Here is a 21,249-nt window from a genome sequence, read left to right as displayed (position 1 = left end):
TTTTATTGGCCTGTTAGTTGCTCACCGGTTAATCCGTATCTTCTTTCTTTGTTTTGATAATCCACAATACACTGGAAGAAGATATCCTTGGTAAAATCCGGCCATAGAACATTTAAAAACTGTAATTCTGCATAGGCGATCTGCCAAAGAAGAAAATTACTTATTCTTATTTCTCCACTGGTTCTTATCAGCAAATCTACAGGAGGAAAGTCCTTTGTATACAGATAGTTTTCGAATAATTTTTCATCAATATTCTCTACCTCTACTTTTCCTTCTTTTACATCAGAACTTATATTCTTTATGGCGTTCAAAATTTCATTTTGTGAACCATAGCTTATAGCCAATACTAAGTTTCCTTTTGTGTTTTCTTTTGTAAGTTCTACCACACGCAGCAATTGTTCTCTTACTAATGTAGGCAGTTTTTCCAAATTCCCTATAACATGCATCCTTAATCCTTTACTGAAGATCTCTTCTGCCTCAAGCAGTAGAGTCTCAACCAGTAGATTCATAAGGCTATTTACTTCTTCAGCAGGACGACTCCAGTTTTCTGAAGAGAACGTATAAAGAGTTAAATAGGGAATATTGATCTCATTACATGCATTAATGGCATTTCTTACAGCATTAATGGCATTTTTGTGGCCGAAAGTTCTTTCTTCGCCACGAGATTTTGCCCATCTTCCATTGCCATCCATAATGATAGCCACGTGTTTCGGTAAATTCTCAGAATTTATTTTATCTTTAATCAACGACATATTAATTAATCACAATAACATGGAGGTCTTCCGAATGAAAAAGTCAGTCCTAAACTGAAAGTATTCATCCAATCATTAGATCTATCATCTCCAATATTTCTTTTTTTAATAAACTCCTCCTCTCTTTCTTTAGCAACAGCATAATAGTTTCCTGACTGCAATAATGAACCTCCGGTGGTAGGGTCTAAAATATCTGCATTATAAGAAGCTTTGATATCTTTAGAAAGCACTTTGCTATGATCCAGCTGATCAGTCAATGTATATCTAAATGTAGCCTCTGCAAATATAGCCCAAGAATGGTTAAATTTATATTTCAAACCAACACCAAAAGGAATATGCATTGTAACTTTTTTTCCTAATGAATATTCTGTGGAAGTTTTAAAGTCCAATTCATTGATAGGAGCTTGTGCTACTCCATCTGCATCTCTTCTGAAATCATTCATAAGAGTAGCCTTAGGAGCATCAAACATTAAAGCTCCGATACCTCCGAAAATATATGGACTTACCATGCTTATCTGCTCGTTATTTATTGGAAAAAAGTTGTATTCAAACATTAAGCTTGCTTCATACACATTATTCTTTCCAAATGAGTTTCTGTTTTTTCTGTATTCTTCTTTCGCAACCTTGTCGCTAAATTGAATCTGGTTATACCCTAAGTCCAATCTAACAGTCTGGTGCGGATTAAAATTAAATCTATATAATAATCCTCCATAAAATGGGAATCCCCAATCTGAAACTTTATTTAAATCCAACGGCTTTTGTAAAATATAATTCGTACTTCCTACATCTCCCACTAGGTTACTCATACCTAGACGAATCCCCAATTCGTTTCTTTGTGCCTTAACACTTACTACTCCAAGGAGAGCAAGGAAGCTAAACAATAATTTTTTATTCATAAAAGAATATGGATTTATGGTTATTTTAAAATTTAATTTTTGCAAATATAAAACATTTTTATATTAATGATAATCTTAATGTTTAGTTAAAAATAAACAAAAAAACATAATTTGTTATAAAGTAAACGATAAAGTGGCAAAAATATTCTTTTTTTCACAGATTGAAAATACATAATATATAGAAAAACCCCCATTATATGAGGGTTTAAAGCTCTATTTTTTATTAAACATTGTCTGTACTTTGTTCCTTATCCTGATCAACAATGGTTCTTTATAATTTTTATCTTCATCAAAATAACCGTACCCATAGCCGTAACCGTAGCCATAACCATAGCCGTAACCTTGTTTTGTATTATAATCATTATAAATAAGCCCTAGATGATTAATTTCATTATTATGATACTTATCGGTAATCATTTTAAGCATATATTTTTCGGTATACTCATGACGAACAACATAAATATTGGCGTCAGAATATTTCATCAGTTCATAAGAATCTGCAACCAGACCTACCGGCGGAGAATCTATAATAATGAAATCATATTTTTCCTTTAGTTCTTCCAAAAATTTAATATTTCTCTGGCTCATTAAAAGTTCAGAAGGATTTGGCGGGATGGGTCCGGAGGTCGCTACATCCAGATTTGGGATTCTCGTTTTATTGATAATCTGGTCTATTTCTACTTCTCCCGTCAGGTAGTTTGAAATCCCATATTTATTGTCAATTTTAAAATCACCAAAGATTTTAGGCTTTCTAAGGTCCATTCCCAGGAGGATTGCTTTTTTGTCACTCAGACCAATTACAGAAGCTAAATTGATAGAAACATAAGTCTTTCCTTCTCCACCAATGGAAGAAGTCACCAATATCACCTTCCCTTTTTCTTCTTCATTATTCATTAAGAACCTCATACTCGCTCTTATTCCTCTAAACGCTTCTGAAACTGATGATTTTGGCTGTTCCAAAACGGTAAGCATATTTTCGTTACTATTATTTCCGATAACACCCAGTAATGGAATCTTAGTGGCGCTTAATAGTTCTTTAATATTTCTCACCTTATTATCCAGAAGTTCTCCTATTAAAATAAATAAAAGAGGAAGAAGTAACATTCCTAATATAATAATAATCTTAGTCAGTTTTATATTGGGAGCGATAGGGTTCTGTCCTAAATTCTTAGCAGGGTCAATAACCGTAATATCAGACTGGTTGGTCGCCATTCTCATCTGTGTATCATTCTGCCTTCCCAAAAGACTGTTATAAGTAGATTCTATCATATTATACCCTCGTTCTGCATCCAGATATTTTCTTTCTTTTTCAGGATATAAAGCAAGATCTGAATTGGCATCTGAGACATCCCGATCAATTTTATTGATCTCATCATAGTATTTAGTATAATAATTTCTCAGACTATTTGATGCCCCCATTCTCGACTCATTAATAAGTCGGTTGATTTCTTTCATAGGTTCAGAATTCGCTTTATAAATTAAAGCCATTTCTGATCTTTTAGTATATAAAGCCTTCAGTTCGGTAACAGAAGCAGAGAACATACCATCCTCGAAGCCTGCTGCATTAGTTCCGATCATTTTGTCGAAATCCTGGGATTGAAGGGTATTCTTAATTGTATTGAGTGAACTGATTTTACTAACCAGATCAGCTTTTCTGGATTCAAGCTCTTTTATTTTATCGAGAGACTTCTCATCCCTGTCTTTAATATTATAAAGTTTCTCTGATGTCTTTAAATAATTAAGCACGTTAGCACTTGAATCTAACTTCTTTCTTATATTACTTAAATTTCCCTGCAGATAAGCTTCCGTGTTTTTGTTCACTATATTTTTATCAGCAAGTCTTTTTTTCTGAAGTTCAGCCACAGATTTATTAAGAAAGTTTACAGTACTGTTCAGGTTGTACCCTTTCTTTACAATAACCATTATCGTACTGATTTCTTTATCGAAATCTACAGCAATTGTAGAAACAATATCATTAACACTTTCATTGACAGTATTCAGATTAATAATAATATTCTCAAATTTGATTTTAGGAGTTACCGAGTTTTGAACCAGCTTAAATCTTAAGTTAGGAGAATTATACCATTCATTTATCCTGATAATTTTATTAGCAGGTCTGGTATAAGGTCTGATGGCCTGAAAGTTTTCGGCTTCGTAACTGTATAAGTTGGTAGATTCTCCTTCTTCCGGAAGAACTACCTCATATGTTCCATTTCCTTTTGGGATTAGTGTAATTGGGTAATGGGTCTGCTGAAGATGTTTTTTATCAATCTCAAGAAATACTGGAGAGTCATCTTTGTCCAAATAGGTAGACTTTATAAGCCCTTTGGTAGAATAATTAACAAACAGATCCAGCTCTTTTACCAAAAACTCATTGTGAGATCTTGATAAAAGCATTTTCTTTAAAAATATTCCGTCCTGGTTACCATTTTGCCCCCAGATAAAATTAATGGACTGGCTTGCCTGAGTGGGTTGTAAAAAGCTGGCAGTATTGTTTGAAGTACTTAAGGATATATCTGATGCAAATATATTCTGCGCGTAATATTTACTGTATACCCAAGAAATGGCATATCCAATAAACAGCATAAATACAAACCAATACCAGTTTTTAAGTATTCTTCTTACAAAATGTTCAATATCAAATAACGCAAACACCCCATACTTTTCTTTTGAGGAGTCGTTTCTTCCTACTTTATCGTCTTTTCCTGGAATCATAGGATTAAAGTTTTTGTAGGATTGTATATAAAGTCAATGCAGTTGTAATTGCCGTCACACTGGTAAGTAGTGTCTGAATAGGATCTTTTCCGAATCCGTTCAAGCTTTTCTTTCTCGTGTTCAGATAAATTTCATCTCCATTCTGCACATAATAAAAAGGAGAATTCATAAGATCTTCCCGGGTAAGGTCTATTTTAGCAATTTTAATTCCTTCCGGCAATTTTCTATGAATTACAATATTTTTCCGGTCAATTGTTCTATTCAGTCCACCATTTATGGCTAAAGCTTCGGTAATAGTCATTGTATTTTTATGAGCCACTTTTTCACCTGAAATACCGGTAGTTTCTACGTCTCCAAGAATATAGTAGGTAATTCCGTTCGTATTTAATCTTACTTCAGATTTACCATCCTGAAAGTTTTCATTTACTTTTCCTTGAATTTCTTTGCTTATATCATCCAAAGTCCTTCCTTCAGCTTTTACGTAGCCTACTCCAAAAACATTGATATCACCATTAGAGTCTACTTTTAAACCATTAAAATAAAAGTTTGTATTTCCTGCAAAACTGGCACCTTCTCCAATTGCTCCGCTGGCCCTTCCTACTCCGGAAGCGGCATTATTCAAAACGGGGATACCAACTCCCCCGGAAGCATTATAGGCAGAATAAAACTGGGCAGCATCTCCTTTAGGAGTGGTAACGATGTTTAAATTGAGGATATCATTTTTAGTAATCCTATAAACAGGGATATTGTAGGGAACAAGACCTTCTTCGTTTATGACAAGACTCTCACTTGGCTGTAAATATCGCACATCCTTTGTTGTGATGCAGGAAGTAATTAAAAAGGGTAATATTAAAAATAAATACTTAAAGTTCTTCATCATGTTAAAATATGTTTACAAAAGTAAAGATTAAATTGTTAATTTTTGTTATTTCTTAACCGATACAATAAATCCGGTAAATAAGCTCCCAAAAAGCCCAGTGAAATAATAACCAGTAGCAGTAGATTTACATTCATATGTCTTAAATAATAAGCAATTCCTACAATCATCAGATAGTAAAGAATGATATAGAAGGTTGATCTCCTGTGGGTAAGGTCAAGTTTCAGCAGCTTATGGTGAATATGGTTTTTATCTGCATCAAAGGGTGACTTTTTATTGTAAAGTCTTATCATAATTACATTTAACGTATCTACAATAGGCAGGATCAAAATAGCCACAGCTACAACAGGTGCAGATTGTAGGTGATACCTTGGTACATCTACCAACTTTTTATCAATAAAAATATCAATAAAACAAATAGATGTGAATGCCAGTAAAAAACCTAGCAACATAGAGCCTGTATCCCCCATAAATACTTTATTGGTTCTATAGTTTGAGAGATTATAATATAGAAATGCCAAAACAGTTCCTATAATCACAACGGATAAGATAACCAATGGATAATTATATTCCCCAAGTCTGTAATAGCTTATTCCGAACAAGGCACTGCAAATCACAGAATATCCTCCTGCAAGGCCGTCTATACCATCTATCAGGTTGAATGCATTAATAAGAACAATGAAAGTAATAATACTGAATACAACACTTACGAAGTAGCTCAGTTCATACACTCCAAATATCCCAAATAAACTTCGGATTCTGATATCTGATCCAATAACAACCAATGAAGATACAATTACCTGCGCCACAAGCTTTTTATAAGCTCTCATCACGACAATATCATCCATTACCCCTACATACAGCAGGATAATTAATGATGCAAATAAGAACTTATAGAGATCAAACAGCTCGTAGGCAAAAATAGAAGCGCAGATTCCTATGGAATAGAAGATTGCTATACCACCAAGATTGGGAATTTTTCTGAGGTGTGAACTTCTTATTCCGGGTTCATCCATCAGATTCTTTCTTCTTGAAATCTTTACAATGGTAGGTACAGAAAAAAAAGTGATTAAAAAGGAGAATATAAAGCCTAAACCTATCTTCACATAGAAAATAGGTATCCCCGATCCGCTTAAGAACAATTCAAAATTTTTCATTTTTTTCTTATTCAGTTACTCATGCCTCGTTTGAAAAATCATCATATAGATATAACGAATCATCTACATCATAACGTTACTATCCGAAACAATAGTACTTACATTTGTGTTTACATTAATTTTCTTATCAGTTTCTTCTGCCCCGCAAAAAATAACAGATAAAAAATCTTTTTTTTCACTGGCAAAGATAAAAGATAATTCTTACCAAAACGACTATAGTTCAATATATCTTGAATTTTTATATGTCTTTTTTTCATGAAAACATCCAGTTGTTCAGCCATTTCATAAAACACTTCATCTTTTTTAACGAATGCCAGATACGCCAGAAATGAATAAACTCCTTCAAAAATCTGAAAATTTTTCAGCTCTTTTCTTTTATGAGTGTATTGTGATTCATTAAAGATATTTTCAACATCTGCTACTGCTTTCAGCATATCAAGTCCTTTTTCAGTATGGGTCTTTGTAATGGAGTCCGTACGCTCAAGGTACTGATAATGGTAATTCTGAGTTTGAGCAATTTTTTTGCATTCTAGCAAAAGCTGTGGAATAAGCTGAATATCTTCAAAGTGCACCCCTTTCTTAAATCTTTTCTGATGAAAGAGTTCTTTTTTAAACAATTTGTTACAGGCAAAATAGCTGATATCTGAAAAAACAGAAAAGTTTTTTTCAAGGTCTATCTCCTCAGGCATATGAGGTATTTGGGTCAGCTTCTGGGTAATTCCTCCATTCTGATCTACTTTTTGGATATTGCAGATCACCATTTTAGCCTGATGCTTTTCTGCCAGAAGAAGCATTTCTTCAAACATTGTTTCTGTAACATAGTCATCGCTGTCCACAAACCCAATATAATCACCTGTTGCCCTGTCAAGTCCGAAGTTACGGGCATCACTTAGCCCACCATTTTCTTTAGTGAAAGTTTTGATTTTTTCAGGATATTTTTGAGAATATTCTTTAATAATATCTTCAGAACGGTCCTTACTGCCGTCATTCACCACAAGAATTTCAATGTTTTGAAAACTCTGATTAACCAAAGAGTCGAGGCATTTTGTCAAATAATTTTCGACATTATACACAGGAACAATGATGGAAACTTTTGAAAGAGTATTTATCATACATTAAATTTTCGTCAGCCTTGCATTCAGCCAGCCTTTTTTGGCATCATCAAAATCTTTCCGGGAACACGGAATACAGTTTTCTATATTCTCATCCTCACCAAAATACCATAAATTACTGAAAGTATCCCGTTTGAAAGCATACTGCCTGTCATCAACCAACACATAGAATATTTCATGATGTCTTTCTTTCGGATGTGATCTCTGAATATTAATACCTTCAGTCAGGTACCAGAGCATTTGAGCTAGTAACTGGTGATTCAGTTGATTTTCAGAATAGATATTATAATTAAAGATTCCTACAGATTTCAGATTTTCACTCAGCCCTATTTCTTTCATATAGGCACAAATTTCTCTTCTATTCAACCCGTTCACCTGAGGATTCATAGAAAAAGGCTCACTGAAACTTTCAATAGCATCGCAATTTACAGTTACAAGATCTGCTCTTCGGAAGAAAGGCTCTGTCTTTTCAGTAGAGTTCATCATTTCAGCCAAACGGATAATATCAAATTCTACTTCCTTAATCAGCCGAACAGAATCTATTTCATTTAAATGTTTCTGATATCCTAAATGGTGGTAATTTTTAATAGAAAAATTTTTTGCTCCAAAAATTTTGCTTAAAAACGTATACTCATTAATTTCTTCTCCCTGCTTAAGGGAAATCATATTACTGATCTGGGTAAAATTGAGACTTTTCTGATGAAAATTTAATGCAGAAAATAAAGAAAAGGCAAAGTCGTTGGAACCTCCTATAATGACAGGAATCGCTCTTTTATAATGACAGGCCGACAAAACTTCCTGTAAAATGTAATGGGTGTCCTGAACAGATTTCCCTGAAACCAAATCTCCAAGATCTACAATAGGAATTTCAAAATCAAGCTGAGAAAGTTTGTAAAACTCCTTTCTTACTGCTGTAAAATCCTGTACCTCTGCTTCACCGCCTGCTCCTCTGTAATCTGATACAAATAAAAGTACAATACTGTCCTCTTTTATATCTTTTGTAATTCGACTTCCAATCTGCCAGGTTTCTGCTTTGAAATTTCTTGGTGAAATGATAAAGTCTTCAAAATCCATATTAATTCAAAAAATTTGATAAGGTGATAATTTACTAATTGCTTTATCTAACAAACATACAAAAAAAACCATAGCAACTCCTCACCTCTTTAGTGCTTTTATTCATAAAAAAAGCCGTTAACACTATTTGTTAACGGCTTTGTATTATTATTTTAATATTACTTCTTTTTAGCTGCTGGCTTTTTAGCTGTTGCTGTTTTCTTTACAGCGGCAGTTTTTTTGGCAGCAGGTTTTTTCTTTTCTGCAAAGGCATTTTTATCCTGAGCGGTAATCCATTTTTTCACCTCGTCCAGAGAAATGTCCTTCAATTCTTCAGCATCATATTTTGTATCATCGTTTTTCTTTGGAATTTTAAACATTGCTTTTCCAAATTTGATGAAAGGCCCCCATCTTCCATTTTCAAGAGATATTTTTTCTTTTTCCCACTGCTGGATATAACGGTTCGCTTCTTTTTCCAGCTTAGCATCAATCAGTTCATTGATATCGCTTTGAGAAAGGTTGTCAAAATTATATTTCTTCGGAACATTGATGAAAATATCTTTGTATTTGATAAACGGACCGAATCTTCCTGCTCCTTTGGTCACCGGTTCCCCTTTATAAGTGGCAATCGGCGCATCGGCTTTTTTCTTTTCGTTGATAATTTCCTCTGCACGGCTCTGGCTCACAGATAAAGGATCTTCACCTTTAGGGATACTGATGAAAGTATCACCCCATTTTACATAAGGTCCAAATCTTCCTACCCCTACAGAAACAGCATGCCCTTCAAATTCATTTAAATCAAAAGGTAATTTGAACAATTCTATAGCTTCCTCAAAAGTAATCGTGGCTATATTTTGGCCGGTCATCAATGAAGCAAAGATTGGTTTTTCTTCATCGTCAGTTTCTCCAATCTGGATCATCGCTCCAAATCTTCCAATTCTGGCGTGAACATTTTTACCTGTTTTAGGATCTACTCCCAATAATCTGTCTCCAGTTGCACGGTCAGCATTTTCTTCTACATCTTCAATTCTTGGGTGGAATTTTGAATAGAAATTGGTCATCATTTCTTTCCACTTTTGATCACCACTTGCAATTTCATCAAAACTCTCTTCTACCCTTGCCGTGAAACCATAATCTAAGATTTCTTTAAAGTTATCGGTCAGGAAGTCATTAACAACCTCTCCAATATCTGTAGGAATGAATTTATTTTTATCACCACCAAATTTCTCGTCAAGAACTACTTTTTTGATTTTATCTTTTACCAAAGACATTTTAATCACTTGACGGGTCTGTGGTTCAATCTCACGCTTGTCCACATATTCTCTATTTTGGATCGTCTGAATAGTAGGAGCATAGGTAGAAGGTCTCCCAATCCCTAATTCTTCAAGTTTTCTTACCAAACCGGCTTCCGTATATCTTGCACTCGGTCTTGTAAACTTTTCTGTGGCAGTAATACTTTTATAGCTTAGTATTTCACCCACCTTTACTTTTGGCAATAACTTTTCGTTGTTCTCATCATCTTCATCTTCCGTCTTTACAATACCATAAGCTTTCAGGAAACCATCAAAAATAATAACTTCTCCCTGTGCTTCAAAATGATGTGGTAAAGATGCATTTCCGATTTCGATTACCGTTTTTTCAATTTTAGCATTAGACATCTGAGAAGCCAACGTTCTTCTGTAAATCAACTGATATAGCTTACTCAACTGTGCATCACCTATACTTTTCACTCCAAAGTCCGTAGGACGGATCGCTTCGTGAGCTTCCTGTGCTGATGCTGATTTTGTAGTATAATTTCTTGGAGAAGAATATTCTGCTCCGTATTCTGATATGATTTGTTTTTTAGCTCCTTCAATAGCTTCCTGAGAAAGGTTTACCGAGTCAGTTCTCATATAGGTAATGTATCCCTCTTCGTATAATCTCTGTGCCAGACGCATGGTATTGGTCACATTATATCCTAATCTTGACGAAGCTTCCTGCTGTAATGTAGAAGTGGTAAACGGAGCAGATGCAGAGCGTGTACCAGGTTTTGTTTCCACATTCAGTACTTTGAATTCTGTAGTTTTTGCCTGTTCAAGGAACTTTTCTGCATCCTGTTCTTTTTCGAAATCTTTTTTCAGCTTAGCAGCAATTTCCTGTTCTGTATTATTCAGGAAGATTCCGTCTAGCTTAAAGCTTGCTTTTGGGACAAACTCTCGGATTTCTTTTTCTCTTTCAACAATTAATCTTACCGCTACAGACTGAACTCTTCCTGCAGATAATCCCGGCTTTACCTTCTTCCATAAAACAGGAGACATTTCAAAACCTACAATTCTATCCAGTACTCTTCTTGCCTGCTGAGCATTCACCAGGTTTTGGTCAATATCTCTGGGATTGTCAATTGCTTTTAGAATGGCATTTTTAGTAATCTCATGGAAAACAATTCTTTTTCTGTTTTCAGGCTTCAGCTTTAGCTCATCTGCTAAGTGCCAGGCAATAGCTTCTCCTTCGCGGTCTTCATCGGAAGCCAGCCAAACCATTTCGGCCTTCTTTACTGCAGCTTTTAATTCTGTCACCAATTTCTTTTTATCTGCAGAAACTTCGTAATCGGGACTGAATGTGGCAAGATCTATTCCCATACCTTTTTTAGGTAAGTCCCGGATATGACCGAAACTGGATTTCACTTCAAAATCCTTTCCTAAATATTTCTGAATAGTTTTTGCTTTTGCCGGGGACTCGACGATTACTAAATTTTTCGACATTCTAAAAATTTTTTGCAAAAGTAAAGCTTTTTTATTATATACTTTTTGTTCTATTCGTTTAATTTGACAATTAGATTTCTTAAACGCGCATGATGACAAATCTCTTCAGACTAATCAAGTCCTTTATATTGTATGTTTTAGCATGTTACCAACTTATCAATCTTAAGGGATATAGAATTTTTCATCAACTGTTATAGACACAGAATATATGTATTCTCCAAAAAAAGCAGAATAAACCTATTTATTCTGCTTTTTTTAGCTCTATTACTACAGGTTTACCTTTTTATAATTTTCACAACAGCCTCAGAATTATTTATTCTTATTAAATATCCTCCCGGAACTAAAGAGGAAAGATCTGTTTGTTTATTTTCAAATTTCCCCGATTTCACAAGCCTTCCGGAAACATCAAATACTTCATAGGTATAGTCCTTATTTTCAGATTCTTTAAGGTAAAGAATATCTTTAAAAGGATTGGGAAACACTGAAATATGCCTGGTTTCCGTTTTAAGCTCTATAGTACTGAACCCCACGTGACTTCCTATACCATTCCTCAGCGCAGTGATTACAAATTTGGAAGCAGGTCCTTCTTCTTTTCCAAAAGCATTATATTTAATTCTTACACACCGGCAGCCCATTCCAAAATACGGATCATTATTATCATGAAAGGCTATCAGGCGATTGGCAGCAGAAGCCGCATCAAATAATACATTAACAGCTCTTCCCAGATAATTTGAAGCCAGTGCATCCGTCCATATTCCTGCATACTGAAAATTCACCACATTAAAAGTTCCTTGTGGAGACTGATTACCTACAACATTTCTGAATGCCCGGGAACCTGAGTCAGGATAATTTCCAATGCTATACGTATTATCTAAAAACTGATACCCGATTGTAGAAGTGGTAGATGGATTTCTCACACGAATTCCCTTATAGTCGGTCACAATACTATAGGAGGTCGCTATATTTTTATCCTTTTTATACCATGGAGTCTGTCCAAAATCCTGTCCGGAAACCAGCGCTACACTGGTAAGATCCGGAATTCTCCATCCTTCAGGGCATGGATCGAAAGGAGATTTCCCTCCGCCTCTTCCCCATCTTTCAGGAGCAAGATTGGGTTCATTAGCAACCCAGTCTGTTCCATTGGTATAGTTGGGCGACGCACTGTTAAATGGTGAAAAGGTACTTGGTATCATAAAAGCCAAAGGGTTCTGCACTGAATAAGATATTATTTTATTCACTTTATCAACCGGTTTATCTATTCCCTGAATACCCGAAGCGGGAGCATATGTATCATAAGGAACTATATATCCTACTGAAAGGTTATTATAGGTTGCAGCTGAAAGTGTAGTATATGAAATGCTGCCATTATCCTGAACCTTCCCTAAAAATACATTGAAAGAGGCTCGGTTATCCGCATATTGAAATGTAGGAAAAGGATCTTTCCTTCCCCATTGGTAATGCAATCCTGTAGATGCTCTTATCTCTGAAAGCTCAGCAGCAGTAGGAGTTAACGGATTTTCAACATTGGGAAAAGCAGACAAAGCACCTATATTCCGGTCCAGAAATTCAGTCATCAGTACGATATCTGCTTTGTTTACATAATTTACATAATTCACGGCTTCTTTGACCGGCAGCTCTGTTGTATACGCGTAAGAAACCACAGGAGTATTCGTAATCCAGATATGCCAGCTCCAGTATACAGGGTTTGTAATGCTTCCATTATGTAGCGTTATAACTGCATTTCCACTCTGGTTAGGCCGTATCTCTACTGATATGCGTGAAAATCTGATATCCTGAAGTGTAGACGGAGATGGGTTGACCATGGAAACACTGCTAATGAGGTTGACATTGGTAGTCCAGAGGACATTGGCTTTCAGATTATTAAAACTTGAGGAAATCAATATATTGGGGTTATTCAGCACTTGACTCTGCACCGAGAAAGCTTTACTGACAGGAATTTCCACAGTATAGGGCTGTGTACTTTTTGTAGCCAGATAGGTATTAGGGTTATTGATTCCTTCTTTGTAATCTGGCACTGCAGCAGGTATATATTCCGTTGGAAAATCATAATCATTGATCTTATACAACGGGTCTTTTATACATCGGCATCCATTGGCATCTGAAGTATACATTCCGGACATGGGCATATAAAAATATCTTCCCCGGATATTGGGATAACCCGGATCGGGCACATCAGGTTGTCCTTTATCCGGAATCATCGTTAAGCCCCTGACACTAACTGAAGGAGAAGTATCAAAATGCCTGGTCATAGTAGCCGTCCATAATGCAGTATGATGCTGATCACTATATTGCCCTAAATGAGCATTCCTGATGAGTTGCCCGGTCCCCGGAAATACTCCCATATCATAACCGTTAACACTTGAGAGATCAAATCCCCAGTTCGGGTAGATCTTAAAACCGGTCATAAACGCCGGAACACTTGCGTCTGTCGGTTTTATAATGTGGTATTTATTGGCTTCGAAAGCATTTTTTCCTATATTGGTTTTAACTCCAAAAGGGGAAAAATCTACTCTGATATCATCTATATAAGAGGAAGATCCAAGATTGGCAACAAGCATAGACGGAATACGCCAGCCATTCGGACAAGGGTCATATGGGGATTTATCTCTATATGGCTTGGCACTGCTGTCGTTATTATAGCCTTCCGCAATTTTCCCTTGTGAATTATCAGACCAAAGATTAAGTTCCGAGAGCCTGTTATCAGGTAAATCAGAAGTTCGACCAAACCAATTTACAGGAAGATTGACGTCATTATTGTAATAGGCCTGCCCGGAATTATCATTCTTATTAATATAGATCAGGCTCAAAGGATTTTTTACAGAAAGCCTGATGTTATTTGTCACCTCTGCTGCAGAAAGCAGTACCACTTTCGTAAGGTCATCAATACTTACCGCATTGGTGAAATTTTTTGCCGCTCTATGTCTTACCCGCCCTATAGATCCTGATGCTTCATAGAAATCATTCCCTCTTGTTACCAGGGGTGGAATAGGGTCTTTTCTTCCCCATTGATAAAGCAATCCATTGCTTCTGTTCCAATCCGATGCAGTAATAGAACTGGTAAGAGCTCCCAGGTTTCTATCCATCCATTTCCACTCAAAATCGGGAATAAGCTCAATACTCCCGTCTGATCTTAGCCTTTGAAGGTTCTCAAAACTTTTATAAGATGAGCCATTGGAAGGATCATCGGTAACCCATACATGCCAGCTCCAGTAGACTTCTCCATTCACCCTGAAAGCAATAACTGCATTTCCTTTTTTAGTCTTATTGACGGGAACTTTTATTTTCGCATCCTGCCCTGATCCCGAAATTTCTAAAGCATAGGCTACTCCTGATTTAATCAAACCATGCACATCTTCCCAAAGCACATCTGCTGTCACCGTCCCTCCAGGAATTCCGTTTCCTTTAATATAAGAATCACCTTCCCACATAGCATAAGCTTTTCTTACAGGAATAAACAAACCGTCAATACTTTGAGCAGGATCAAAATAATAGCTGTTAGGTGCCTTTTTCCAGTCAGGAATAACAATCAAACCAGGATTATTCTGAGGCTTATTCAACGAATCCAACTCCTTCGCAGTCAAAACGTTTACGCTATATCCAATTGAAGAAAAATCCTTCATGGACATTATGTTACCTTTAAAACAGAGACCAATCGACACTAAGCAAAAAATTGCTGCTAATTTTTTTACTAAACGTTTCATATTCTGGTTTTGTGTGTACTACAGAAATACAATTTTTAAGCCTACATCAAAAAAAACAGATTTAATTTAAAAATAAGCATACCATATTTTAATTAAAATAAAAATAATTAAAAATAAATCAATTACCGCTAAAAACTCACTATTCTTATATAACGAGATATTATATTGCAAAAAAGACAGCTCTTCGTGAGCTGTCTTTTTCTTAAATTTTTTGAATATTTTCTAAGGAAGAATATGGTTCTTATATAAATCTATGGAGAACCTTCCCGCTTTTATATTATTAAAGGATGCAAAAACAATAAAATTGAATACTACCAAAGCAATGATAAATGCATAGATCATATTTTTAACCCTGGCCGAGACCACATACATTGCATTAGGAATTATAATATATGAAAACCCGATAAATGCTCCCGCAAGACGGGATGAGAATATAGGATTGTTCCTGAAAATAAAGTAGAAGCAGATTCCTACCACGGCATAATTCCGGTGGTATTCGTAGTAAGGATACAGCTCTTTCATCTTGGTATCAAAAACAAAGAGGAAAAAGGTAAGAATTGCCATCATTGCTTCCGGAATACCAATACCCCCATTCAATCTTTGTACAGTCTCATCCATATATCCGTTAAACCCTTCTACCAATGTACTTTCTTCCGTCATTCCATTCAAAAAATCTCCAAAGACCCTATAGATTTCAAAGGGCGACAGAAAGACGGAACCTATGATCATAATCAGCATAACGGTCTTGTTCAGAGGAACCCGGGCCAGCCAATACATGGGTAAAAACAGATAACATACACTATGAATTCCCGATCCTAAAAATATAAAGAACAGGTAATGCCACAGTTTTCTTTCTTTGATATAGCGTATTGCAAAATAGACGATAAAGGTACCCAGGTTTTGTCTTATCTGCCCACTTTCTCCAATGAAGAAGTTTGGAATAAACATAAACAGGGTAAAGGTAAAGGGGTAAAAAGTATTGTCTTCTGTATACTCTATCTTAAAGCTTATTGCAAAAATGGCTATAACAAAGGTAACAATATAAAAAGGGGCATTAAATACATTCAGCAATATCTTATTAATCAATGTATAGAGCCATTCTACATCCAGGGTATCCGGCCCTTTCAAATGGAGCATCTTCATAAAGATACTGTAATAGCTTTTCGTATCGGAATAAATATAAATCCCCCGATAACTACCATAATCCGGCCCTACATTATCACGAAGCCCGGCAATGATAATCAGATAAATACCCAGGAACCAAAACCATTTTTTATCTACTTTTTTACCATATACCTCCTGAACACTGAAGAACAGCATATATATAATTGCAATAATATAATATGGATGTAATAAACTCATACTAACTGAATCTCTGCTGTTTTTTTAAACTGGTGAAATGTTATGATAATCCCGGTCAGAATCAAAGGAAGAAAGAGTCTCACTTCCCAAAACAATCCGACTAAGGTAATCATAATAAGATAAGGCAGTGAAAAGAAAAGATATTTGCCAAATACAAACCTGTTTTCTCTAACGGTACAAAGCCTATATATAAAATAAAGAACGATGACTGCAAAAACCAATCCCGCCAGATTAAACGGACTTGAAAAGTTTCTGTCTATATAAAAACCTTCTACAAAGGTTGTTTCTTCTGTTGTAATAAATTTTCTTAATCCGAGATAGGGAACCAGAAAAGCAACAACCAATGGAATTATTATCCATACAAATTGGTAATTTTTTTCCTGGACGTCTTTCACATTAAAGAAAACCGCCGCAAAAAAAGCAATATTAAGACATGCCGTTTCCCTTACAAAGGTGGAAATAATGATCAGGACGACTAAACCTCCATAATACCCCTTTTGCTGTGTATGCAGATATTTCAACGTAAGAAAAACACCTGATAAGTAACAAAATAAGGCAATAGTATCACAATTTGTAGGTGCATATTGAGTGATAACAATGAAAAAAACTGAAAGTAAATGAATGACCCTTCTTTGATTAACATCAGAAAACAACGTTTTAAACTGAAGCATTTTATTAATAAGAACCGAACAGAGGATAAAGAAAAAACTGTTCATCAGAAAAAGGCCATGATAAAATGGTGTTCCATTCTTAGACAGAAAATCTTTAAAGAAGGAAAAAGGTCCATTGATCAGATAATACATCACATCCGTCATCTGTACACTGAGATAATTAGGAATCACCCTATAAGCATATACAGAGGAAAATAAAAATTCCGGAGTTTTTTCTGATGTTTTCAACCTTGTATAGGAAGATTCAAACCCATAATAAGACATGGCAAACAGCAGAAGCGGAAGTACTATCACAAATAGAAATCCGTTTATTTTTTCATCATTTTTTTCCAACATATCTAAAACAGATTCTTATTTTTTAATAATAATTGTGGTTTAAAATACATTTCATTAAAGGGGAACTTTTGCAAAAGTAGAATATTTTTTCATTCTGCCTAGAATATTTTATTGATTTTCAGACAAAACTTATCCCTCAATTATTTTGAACTAATACTTAAAAATTTAAATTTGCAGACTTGACTTTTAATTGTAATGCATCGTTTTTTCATATTTTTATATTATCTGATTTCTAAAAACAAAACTATTGCTGTATTGAGTGCATTAGGAATCGCGGCTTTGTGTATTTTTTTCGCTTCAAAAATCAACTTTGAAGAAGACATCAATCAGATTATTCCTAAAAATGAAAAATCTGATCTTACGGCAAAAGTTCTTAAGCAACTTAACTTTTCAGATAAGATTATTGTTATTATAGAAAATAAATCCGGTGAAGACAGCTTTCAGCTTTCTGAAACAGCAGATACCTTTTTACAGAAAATTGAACCTTTACAAAAATACATTGGTTCGGTTCAGGGCAAAGTAAATGACAATGAAATTTCGGAAACATTTGATTTTGTCAATCAGAACCTCCCTCTGTTTCTGAATGAGAATGATTATAAGGAAATAGGACAAAAACTTCAGAAAGACAGTATTGCCCGGCAGGTGGAGAACAATTATATATCATTGGTTTCTCCTACAAGTCTTGTTACCAAAGAATTTATCAAAAAAGATCCTTTGGGACTTACTTTTTTGGGGATCAAAAAACTGAATGCTTTAAACATCAGTAAAGATTTCAAACTTGAAGACAGCTATATCGTTACCAAAGATGGTAAGAACCTCTTACTGTTTATTGATCCCAGGAATAAAAGCAATGACACCAAAGGCAACGAAGTTTTTGTGAATCAACTCAATACGATAAGGGAAGATATTAATAAACAGTTCAAAGGCAAAACTGAAATCAGTTATTTCGGATCTCCGGTTATTGCAGTGGCCAATGCCCAGCAAATCAAAAAAGATATTCAGAATACGGTCATCATTTCAATGACGGTACTTCTGGTCCTGCTGATCTATTATTTCAGAAATGTCTTTACCCCTATTATTGTTTTTCTACCTACAGTATTTTCTGTGCTACTCGCTTTATTAATATTATATTTTATCAAGGATAAAATCTCAGCCATTTCATTAAGTGTAGGCGCTATTCTTATTGGTATTACCATTGATTATGCCCTGCATATCCTCACTCATTATAAACACAATAATAATATTGAGGAGCTATATAAAGAGATTACACAACCCATTATTCTTAGTAGTGCAACCACTGCTGTTTCTTTTTTATGTCTGGTTTTTGTACGCTCTGAAGCATTAAAAGATTTGGGGCTTTTTGCTGCCATCACCGTTATTTTATCTTCCGTCAGTGCATTGATCATCGTACCTCAGCTTTATAAGCCTAAAAAAACATCGGAAAAACACAATACAAATTTTATAGACCGAATTGGTTCATATCCATATGAAAAAAACAAGCCCTTAATTATTGGCTGTTCTTTAATTATTCTGGCCTGTTTATTTGGCTTCAGACATGTAGGCTTCAATGAAGATATCGGTGATTTGAATTATATCCCGAAAGAACTGAAAATAAGTGAAGCGAAACTTCAAAAGCTTTCTGATATCACTTCAAAGTCGATCTACACAATCTCATACGGAAACTCCGAAGAAGAAGCATTGGCCAGAAATTCAAAGTTGAATCAATTCCTTGAAAAAGAGAAGAAAGAAGGGAAAATTTTAAGCTACAATTCAATTGGTAACATTGTCCTTTCTGAAAAAGATCAACAAAAGAAATTGGCCGAATGGGAACGTTTCTGGGATACTGCTAAAAAGAACAACACCATTTCTGAACTGATCAGCAATGGAAACAAATTTGGATTCAACAGTTCAGCTTTTGATAATTTCAATAAGGTTTTACATAAAAAATATTCGGTTTTAAGATTGAAAGACTATGAAAGTGTAAAAGCATTACAGATTTCAGAATTCTTAAGCAACGAAAACGGTTTTTACACTGTCTCAAATGTTGTAAAGGTAGACGAAAACAAAAGAGATGCTTTCATTAAAGATATTGAAAAGAAACACGATGCTCTCGCCATTGACCGTCAGCAAATGAACGAAAATTTTCTTGGTCTGTTAAAAAGGGACTTCAGTACTTTAATCAACTATTCTCTTTTAGCGATCGTTTTAACCATTATTGTTTTCTTCAGAAATTTTGAACTGACCGTTCTTACCATGTTTCCGATTGTTTTAACTGGAATTGTTACTGCTGGAATCCTTTATTTTCTAGGTCTGGAACTCAATATATTCAGTACAGTGGTATGTACCCTGGTCTTCGGGGTAGGTGATGATTTTAGTATCTTCCTCACACAGGCTATGCAAAAAGAGCATACTACAGGGAAAAATGAACTTCCAACTTACAGAACATCAATTATTCTGGCTGTGTTCACTACGATACTTTCTATTGGATCCCTGATTTTTGCCAAACATCCGGCATTACATTCTTTAGCATTGGTTGCTTTAATCGGGATGTTCTCTGTGATTATCATTACCTCCACGTTATATCCGTTCTGGTTCAGGCTCTTAATTACCAACAGAACCAAAAAGGGACTTTCTCCAATTACATTCAGATTATTCCTTAATTCATTTTTATCATTTTTATATTATGGATTGGGAGGACTGTTATTTTCAGCTTTCGGAAGTTTTTTCGTAAAAAATGCTAAGGGGAAAACCTTAGATATTATAAAACTGATCTTAGCCCGGTTTTTAACATCGGTGCTTTATTCAAATCCTTTTGTCAGGAAAAAAGTCATCAGAAATACCTCTGAAGATTTCAGTAAACCGGCAGTGATCATTGCCAATCACACTTCTTTTTTAGATACCCTGGCTATTGCTATGGCTACTCACAAAATTATTTACCTGGTCAATGATTGGGTATATGAATCTCCTGTATTTGGAAAGCTGGTAAAAGCATTAGGCTTCTATCCCGTTTCCCAGGGTATTGAAAATGGAATGGAAAAACTGAAAGAAAAGGTTAATCAGGGGTATTCTCTTGTCGTTTTTCCTGAAGCAGAACGTTCTTATACCCATGATGTCAAAAGATTCCACAAAGGAGCCTTCTATCTTGCCGAACAGTTTGGCTTAGATATCCTACCCCTTTATATTCACGGAAATTCTGAGGTACTACCGAAAGGAGATTTCATTATTTATGACGGAAGCATTACTGTAAAGGTAGGAAACAGAATTAGCAAAGACGATACAAGCTTCGGAACTACCTATTCTGAAAGAACAAAAAAGATCAATGCTTACTTCAGGAACGAATTTGCCAAGCTTAGAGAAGAACTTGAAGATGAGAATTATTTTAAAAAGAAATTACTCCTAAGCTACTTATATAAAGACACCGATGTAGTACAAGAGGTAAAAAAAGATTTCAACACCTATAAATCTGTTTATTTTGAACTCAACAACCACATTTCTAAAGATGCCAACATTCTGCATATAGCAAATGATTTTGGGCAAAAAGATGCTTTACTGGTACTTTATCAGGCAAGCAGAAAAGTCTTCTCATTCATTAAAAACAAGGAAAAAAGAGAAGTTGCCGCCCAATCTTATCTGGTGAAAAACAGGAAGCTTCACTATATACAAGATCTTGCGGAAGTTAATAAAAAGATGGATGTACTGCTTATTTCTGATGAAGGATTTTCACTGAATAACATCCAGGTCCTTCCGGAGATTATCATTTTTGTTAATATAAATAATACCTCATTTAAAAACGAAAATTATACATTAAAATTCAGCTCTGACTCATTAAAAGTATTTAAAGCTGAATAATAAATA

General features: G+C 35.1%; 12 protein-coding genes. 1 reads left to right on the top strand and 11 read right to left on the bottom strand.

Annotated elements, in window-relative coordinates:
* Positions 1–2 precede the first annotated feature (2 nt).
* The 11 genes from B8967_RS18835 to B8967_RS18785 all read right to left on the bottom strand — a co-directional run bounded on the left by B8967_RS18835 (position 3) and on the right by B8967_RS18785 (position 17,394).
* Positions 3–752, bottom strand: a complete 750-nt coding sequence (locus tag B8967_RS18835) for an isoprenyl transferase (protein ID WP_047492522.1) — start codon at positions 750–752, stop codon at positions 3–5.
* A gap of 5 nt (positions 753–757) precedes the next feature.
* On the bottom strand, positions 758–1,648 hold the full coding sequence (locus tag B8967_RS18830; RefSeq protein ID WP_047492521.1) for a type IX secretion system protein PorG: 891 nt from the start codon (positions 1,646–1,648) through the stop codon (positions 758–760).
* A gap of 213 nt (positions 1,649–1,861) precedes the next feature.
* Positions 1,862–4,363 carry an exopolysaccharide transport family protein gene (locus B8967_RS18825; RefSeq protein WP_084087136.1) on the bottom strand — a complete coding sequence of 834 codons (2,502 nt, stop codon included), beginning with the start codon at positions 4,361–4,363 and terminating at the stop codon, positions 1,862–1,864.
* Between the two features lie 4 nt (positions 4,364–4,367).
* The gene (locus B8967_RS18820; RefSeq protein ID WP_374726280.1) at positions 4,368–5,240 is read right to left on the bottom strand and encodes a polysaccharide biosynthesis/export family protein; all 873 of its coding nucleotides are present in this window, start codon (positions 5,238–5,240) and stop codon (positions 4,368–4,370) included.
* 38 nt (positions 5,241–5,278) lie between these two features.
* A complete protein-coding gene (locus B8967_RS18815; RefSeq protein ID WP_047492511.1) occupies positions 5,279–6,397 on the bottom strand; it encodes a glycosyltransferase family 4 protein in 1,119 nt (372 codons plus the stop codon).
* Between the two features lie 110 nt (positions 6,398–6,507).
* The gene (locus B8967_RS18810) at positions 6,508–7,509 is read right to left on the bottom strand and encodes a glycosyltransferase family 2 protein (protein ID WP_084087133.1); all 1,002 of its coding nucleotides are present in this window, start codon (positions 7,507–7,509) and stop codon (positions 6,508–6,510) included.
* A 3-nt stretch (positions 7,510–7,512) separates the two neighbouring features.
* Positions 7,513–8,583 (bottom strand): formimidoylglutamase, encoded by a 1,071-nt coding sequence (locus tag B8967_RS18805; protein WP_084087131.1) that lies wholly within the window; start codon positions 8,581–8,583, stop codon positions 7,513–7,515.
* Between the two features lie 158 nt (positions 8,584–8,741).
* Positions 8,742–11,303 (bottom strand): type I DNA topoisomerase, encoded by a 2,562-nt coding sequence (topA, locus tag B8967_RS18800; protein WP_084087129.1) that lies wholly within the window; start codon positions 11,301–11,303, stop codon positions 8,742–8,744.
* A 275-nt stretch (positions 11,304–11,578) separates the two neighbouring features.
* Entirely contained in the window at positions 11,579–14,944 is a 3,366-nt protein-coding gene (locus tag B8967_RS18795) for a T9SS type A sorting domain-containing protein (protein ID WP_179140086.1), read from the bottom strand.
* A gap of 303 nt (positions 14,945–15,247) precedes the next feature.
* Complete coding sequence (locus B8967_RS18790) at positions 15,248–16,387, bottom strand: EpsG family protein (protein WP_228406254.1); 1,140 nt, start codon at positions 16,385–16,387, stop codon at positions 15,248–15,250.
* On the bottom strand, positions 16,384–17,394 hold the full coding sequence (locus tag B8967_RS18785) for a hypothetical protein (RefSeq protein WP_084087125.1): 1,011 nt from the start codon (positions 17,392–17,394) through the stop codon (positions 16,384–16,386). Before B8967_RS18785 ends, B8967_RS18790 begins: the two co-directional genes overlap by 4 nt.
* Positions 17,395–17,589: 195 nt before the next feature.
* Between B8967_RS18785 and B8967_RS18780 the strand changes: the two genes are divergently transcribed.
* Positions 17,590–21,243 carry an MMPL family transporter gene (locus tag B8967_RS18780; RefSeq protein ID WP_084087123.1) on the top strand — a complete coding sequence of 1,218 codons (3,654 nt, stop codon included), beginning with the start codon at positions 17,590–17,592 and terminating at the stop codon, positions 21,241–21,243.
* Positions 21,244–21,249: the final 6 nt, after the last annotated feature.

The sequence above is a fragment of the Chryseobacterium sp. YR221 genome (assembly GCF_900176315.1).
Lineage (GTDB): Bacteria > Bacteroidota > Bacteroidia > Flavobacteriales > Weeksellaceae > Chryseobacterium > Chryseobacterium rhizosphaerae.
This window is presented reverse-complemented; position numbering and strand designations above follow the sequence as displayed.

Bases quoted from the DNA above. Each gene is read 5' to 3' on its own strand.
- B8967_RS18835 (WP_047492522.1), bottom strand. From the start codon at position 752: ATGTCGTTGATTAAAGATAAAATAAATTCTGAGAATTTACCGAAACAC.
- B8967_RS18830 (WP_047492521.1), bottom strand. From the start codon at position 1,648: ATGAATAAAAAATTATTGTTTAGCTTCCTTGCTCTCCTTGGAGTAGTA.
- B8967_RS18825 (WP_084087136.1), bottom strand. From the start codon at position 4,363: ATGATTCCAGGAAAAGACGATAAAGTAGGAAGAAACGACTCCTCAAAA.
- B8967_RS18820 (WP_374726280.1), bottom strand. From the start codon at position 5,240: ATGAAGAACTTTAAGTATTTATTTTTAATATTACCCTTTTTAATTACT.
- B8967_RS18815 (WP_047492511.1), bottom strand. From the start codon at position 6,397: ATGAAAAATTTTGAATTGTTCTTAAGCGGATCGGGGATACCTATTTTC.
- B8967_RS18810 (WP_084087133.1), bottom strand. From the start codon at position 7,509: ATGATAAATACTCTTTCAAAAGTTTCCATCATTGTTCCTGTGTATAAT.
- B8967_RS18805 (WP_084087131.1), bottom strand. From the start codon at position 8,583: ATGGATTTTGAAGACTTTATCATTTCACCAAGAAATTTCAAAGCAGAA.
- topA (WP_084087129.1), bottom strand. From the start codon at position 11,303: ATGTCGAAAAATTTAGTAATCGTCGAGTCCCCGGCAAAAGCAAAAACT.
- B8967_RS18795 (WP_179140086.1), bottom strand. From the start codon at position 14,944: ATGAAGGATTTTTCTTCAATTGGATATAGCGTAAACGTTTTGACTGCG.
- B8967_RS18790 (WP_228406254.1), bottom strand. From the start codon at position 16,387: ATGAGTTTATTACATCCATATTATATTATTGCAATTATATATATGCTG.
- B8967_RS18785 (WP_084087125.1), bottom strand. From the start codon at position 17,394: ATGTTGGAAAAAAATGATGAAAAAATAAACGGATTTCTATTTGTGATA.
- B8967_RS18780 (WP_084087123.1), top strand. From the start codon at position 17,590: ATGCATCGTTTTTTCATATTTTTATATTATCTGATTTCTAAAAACAAA.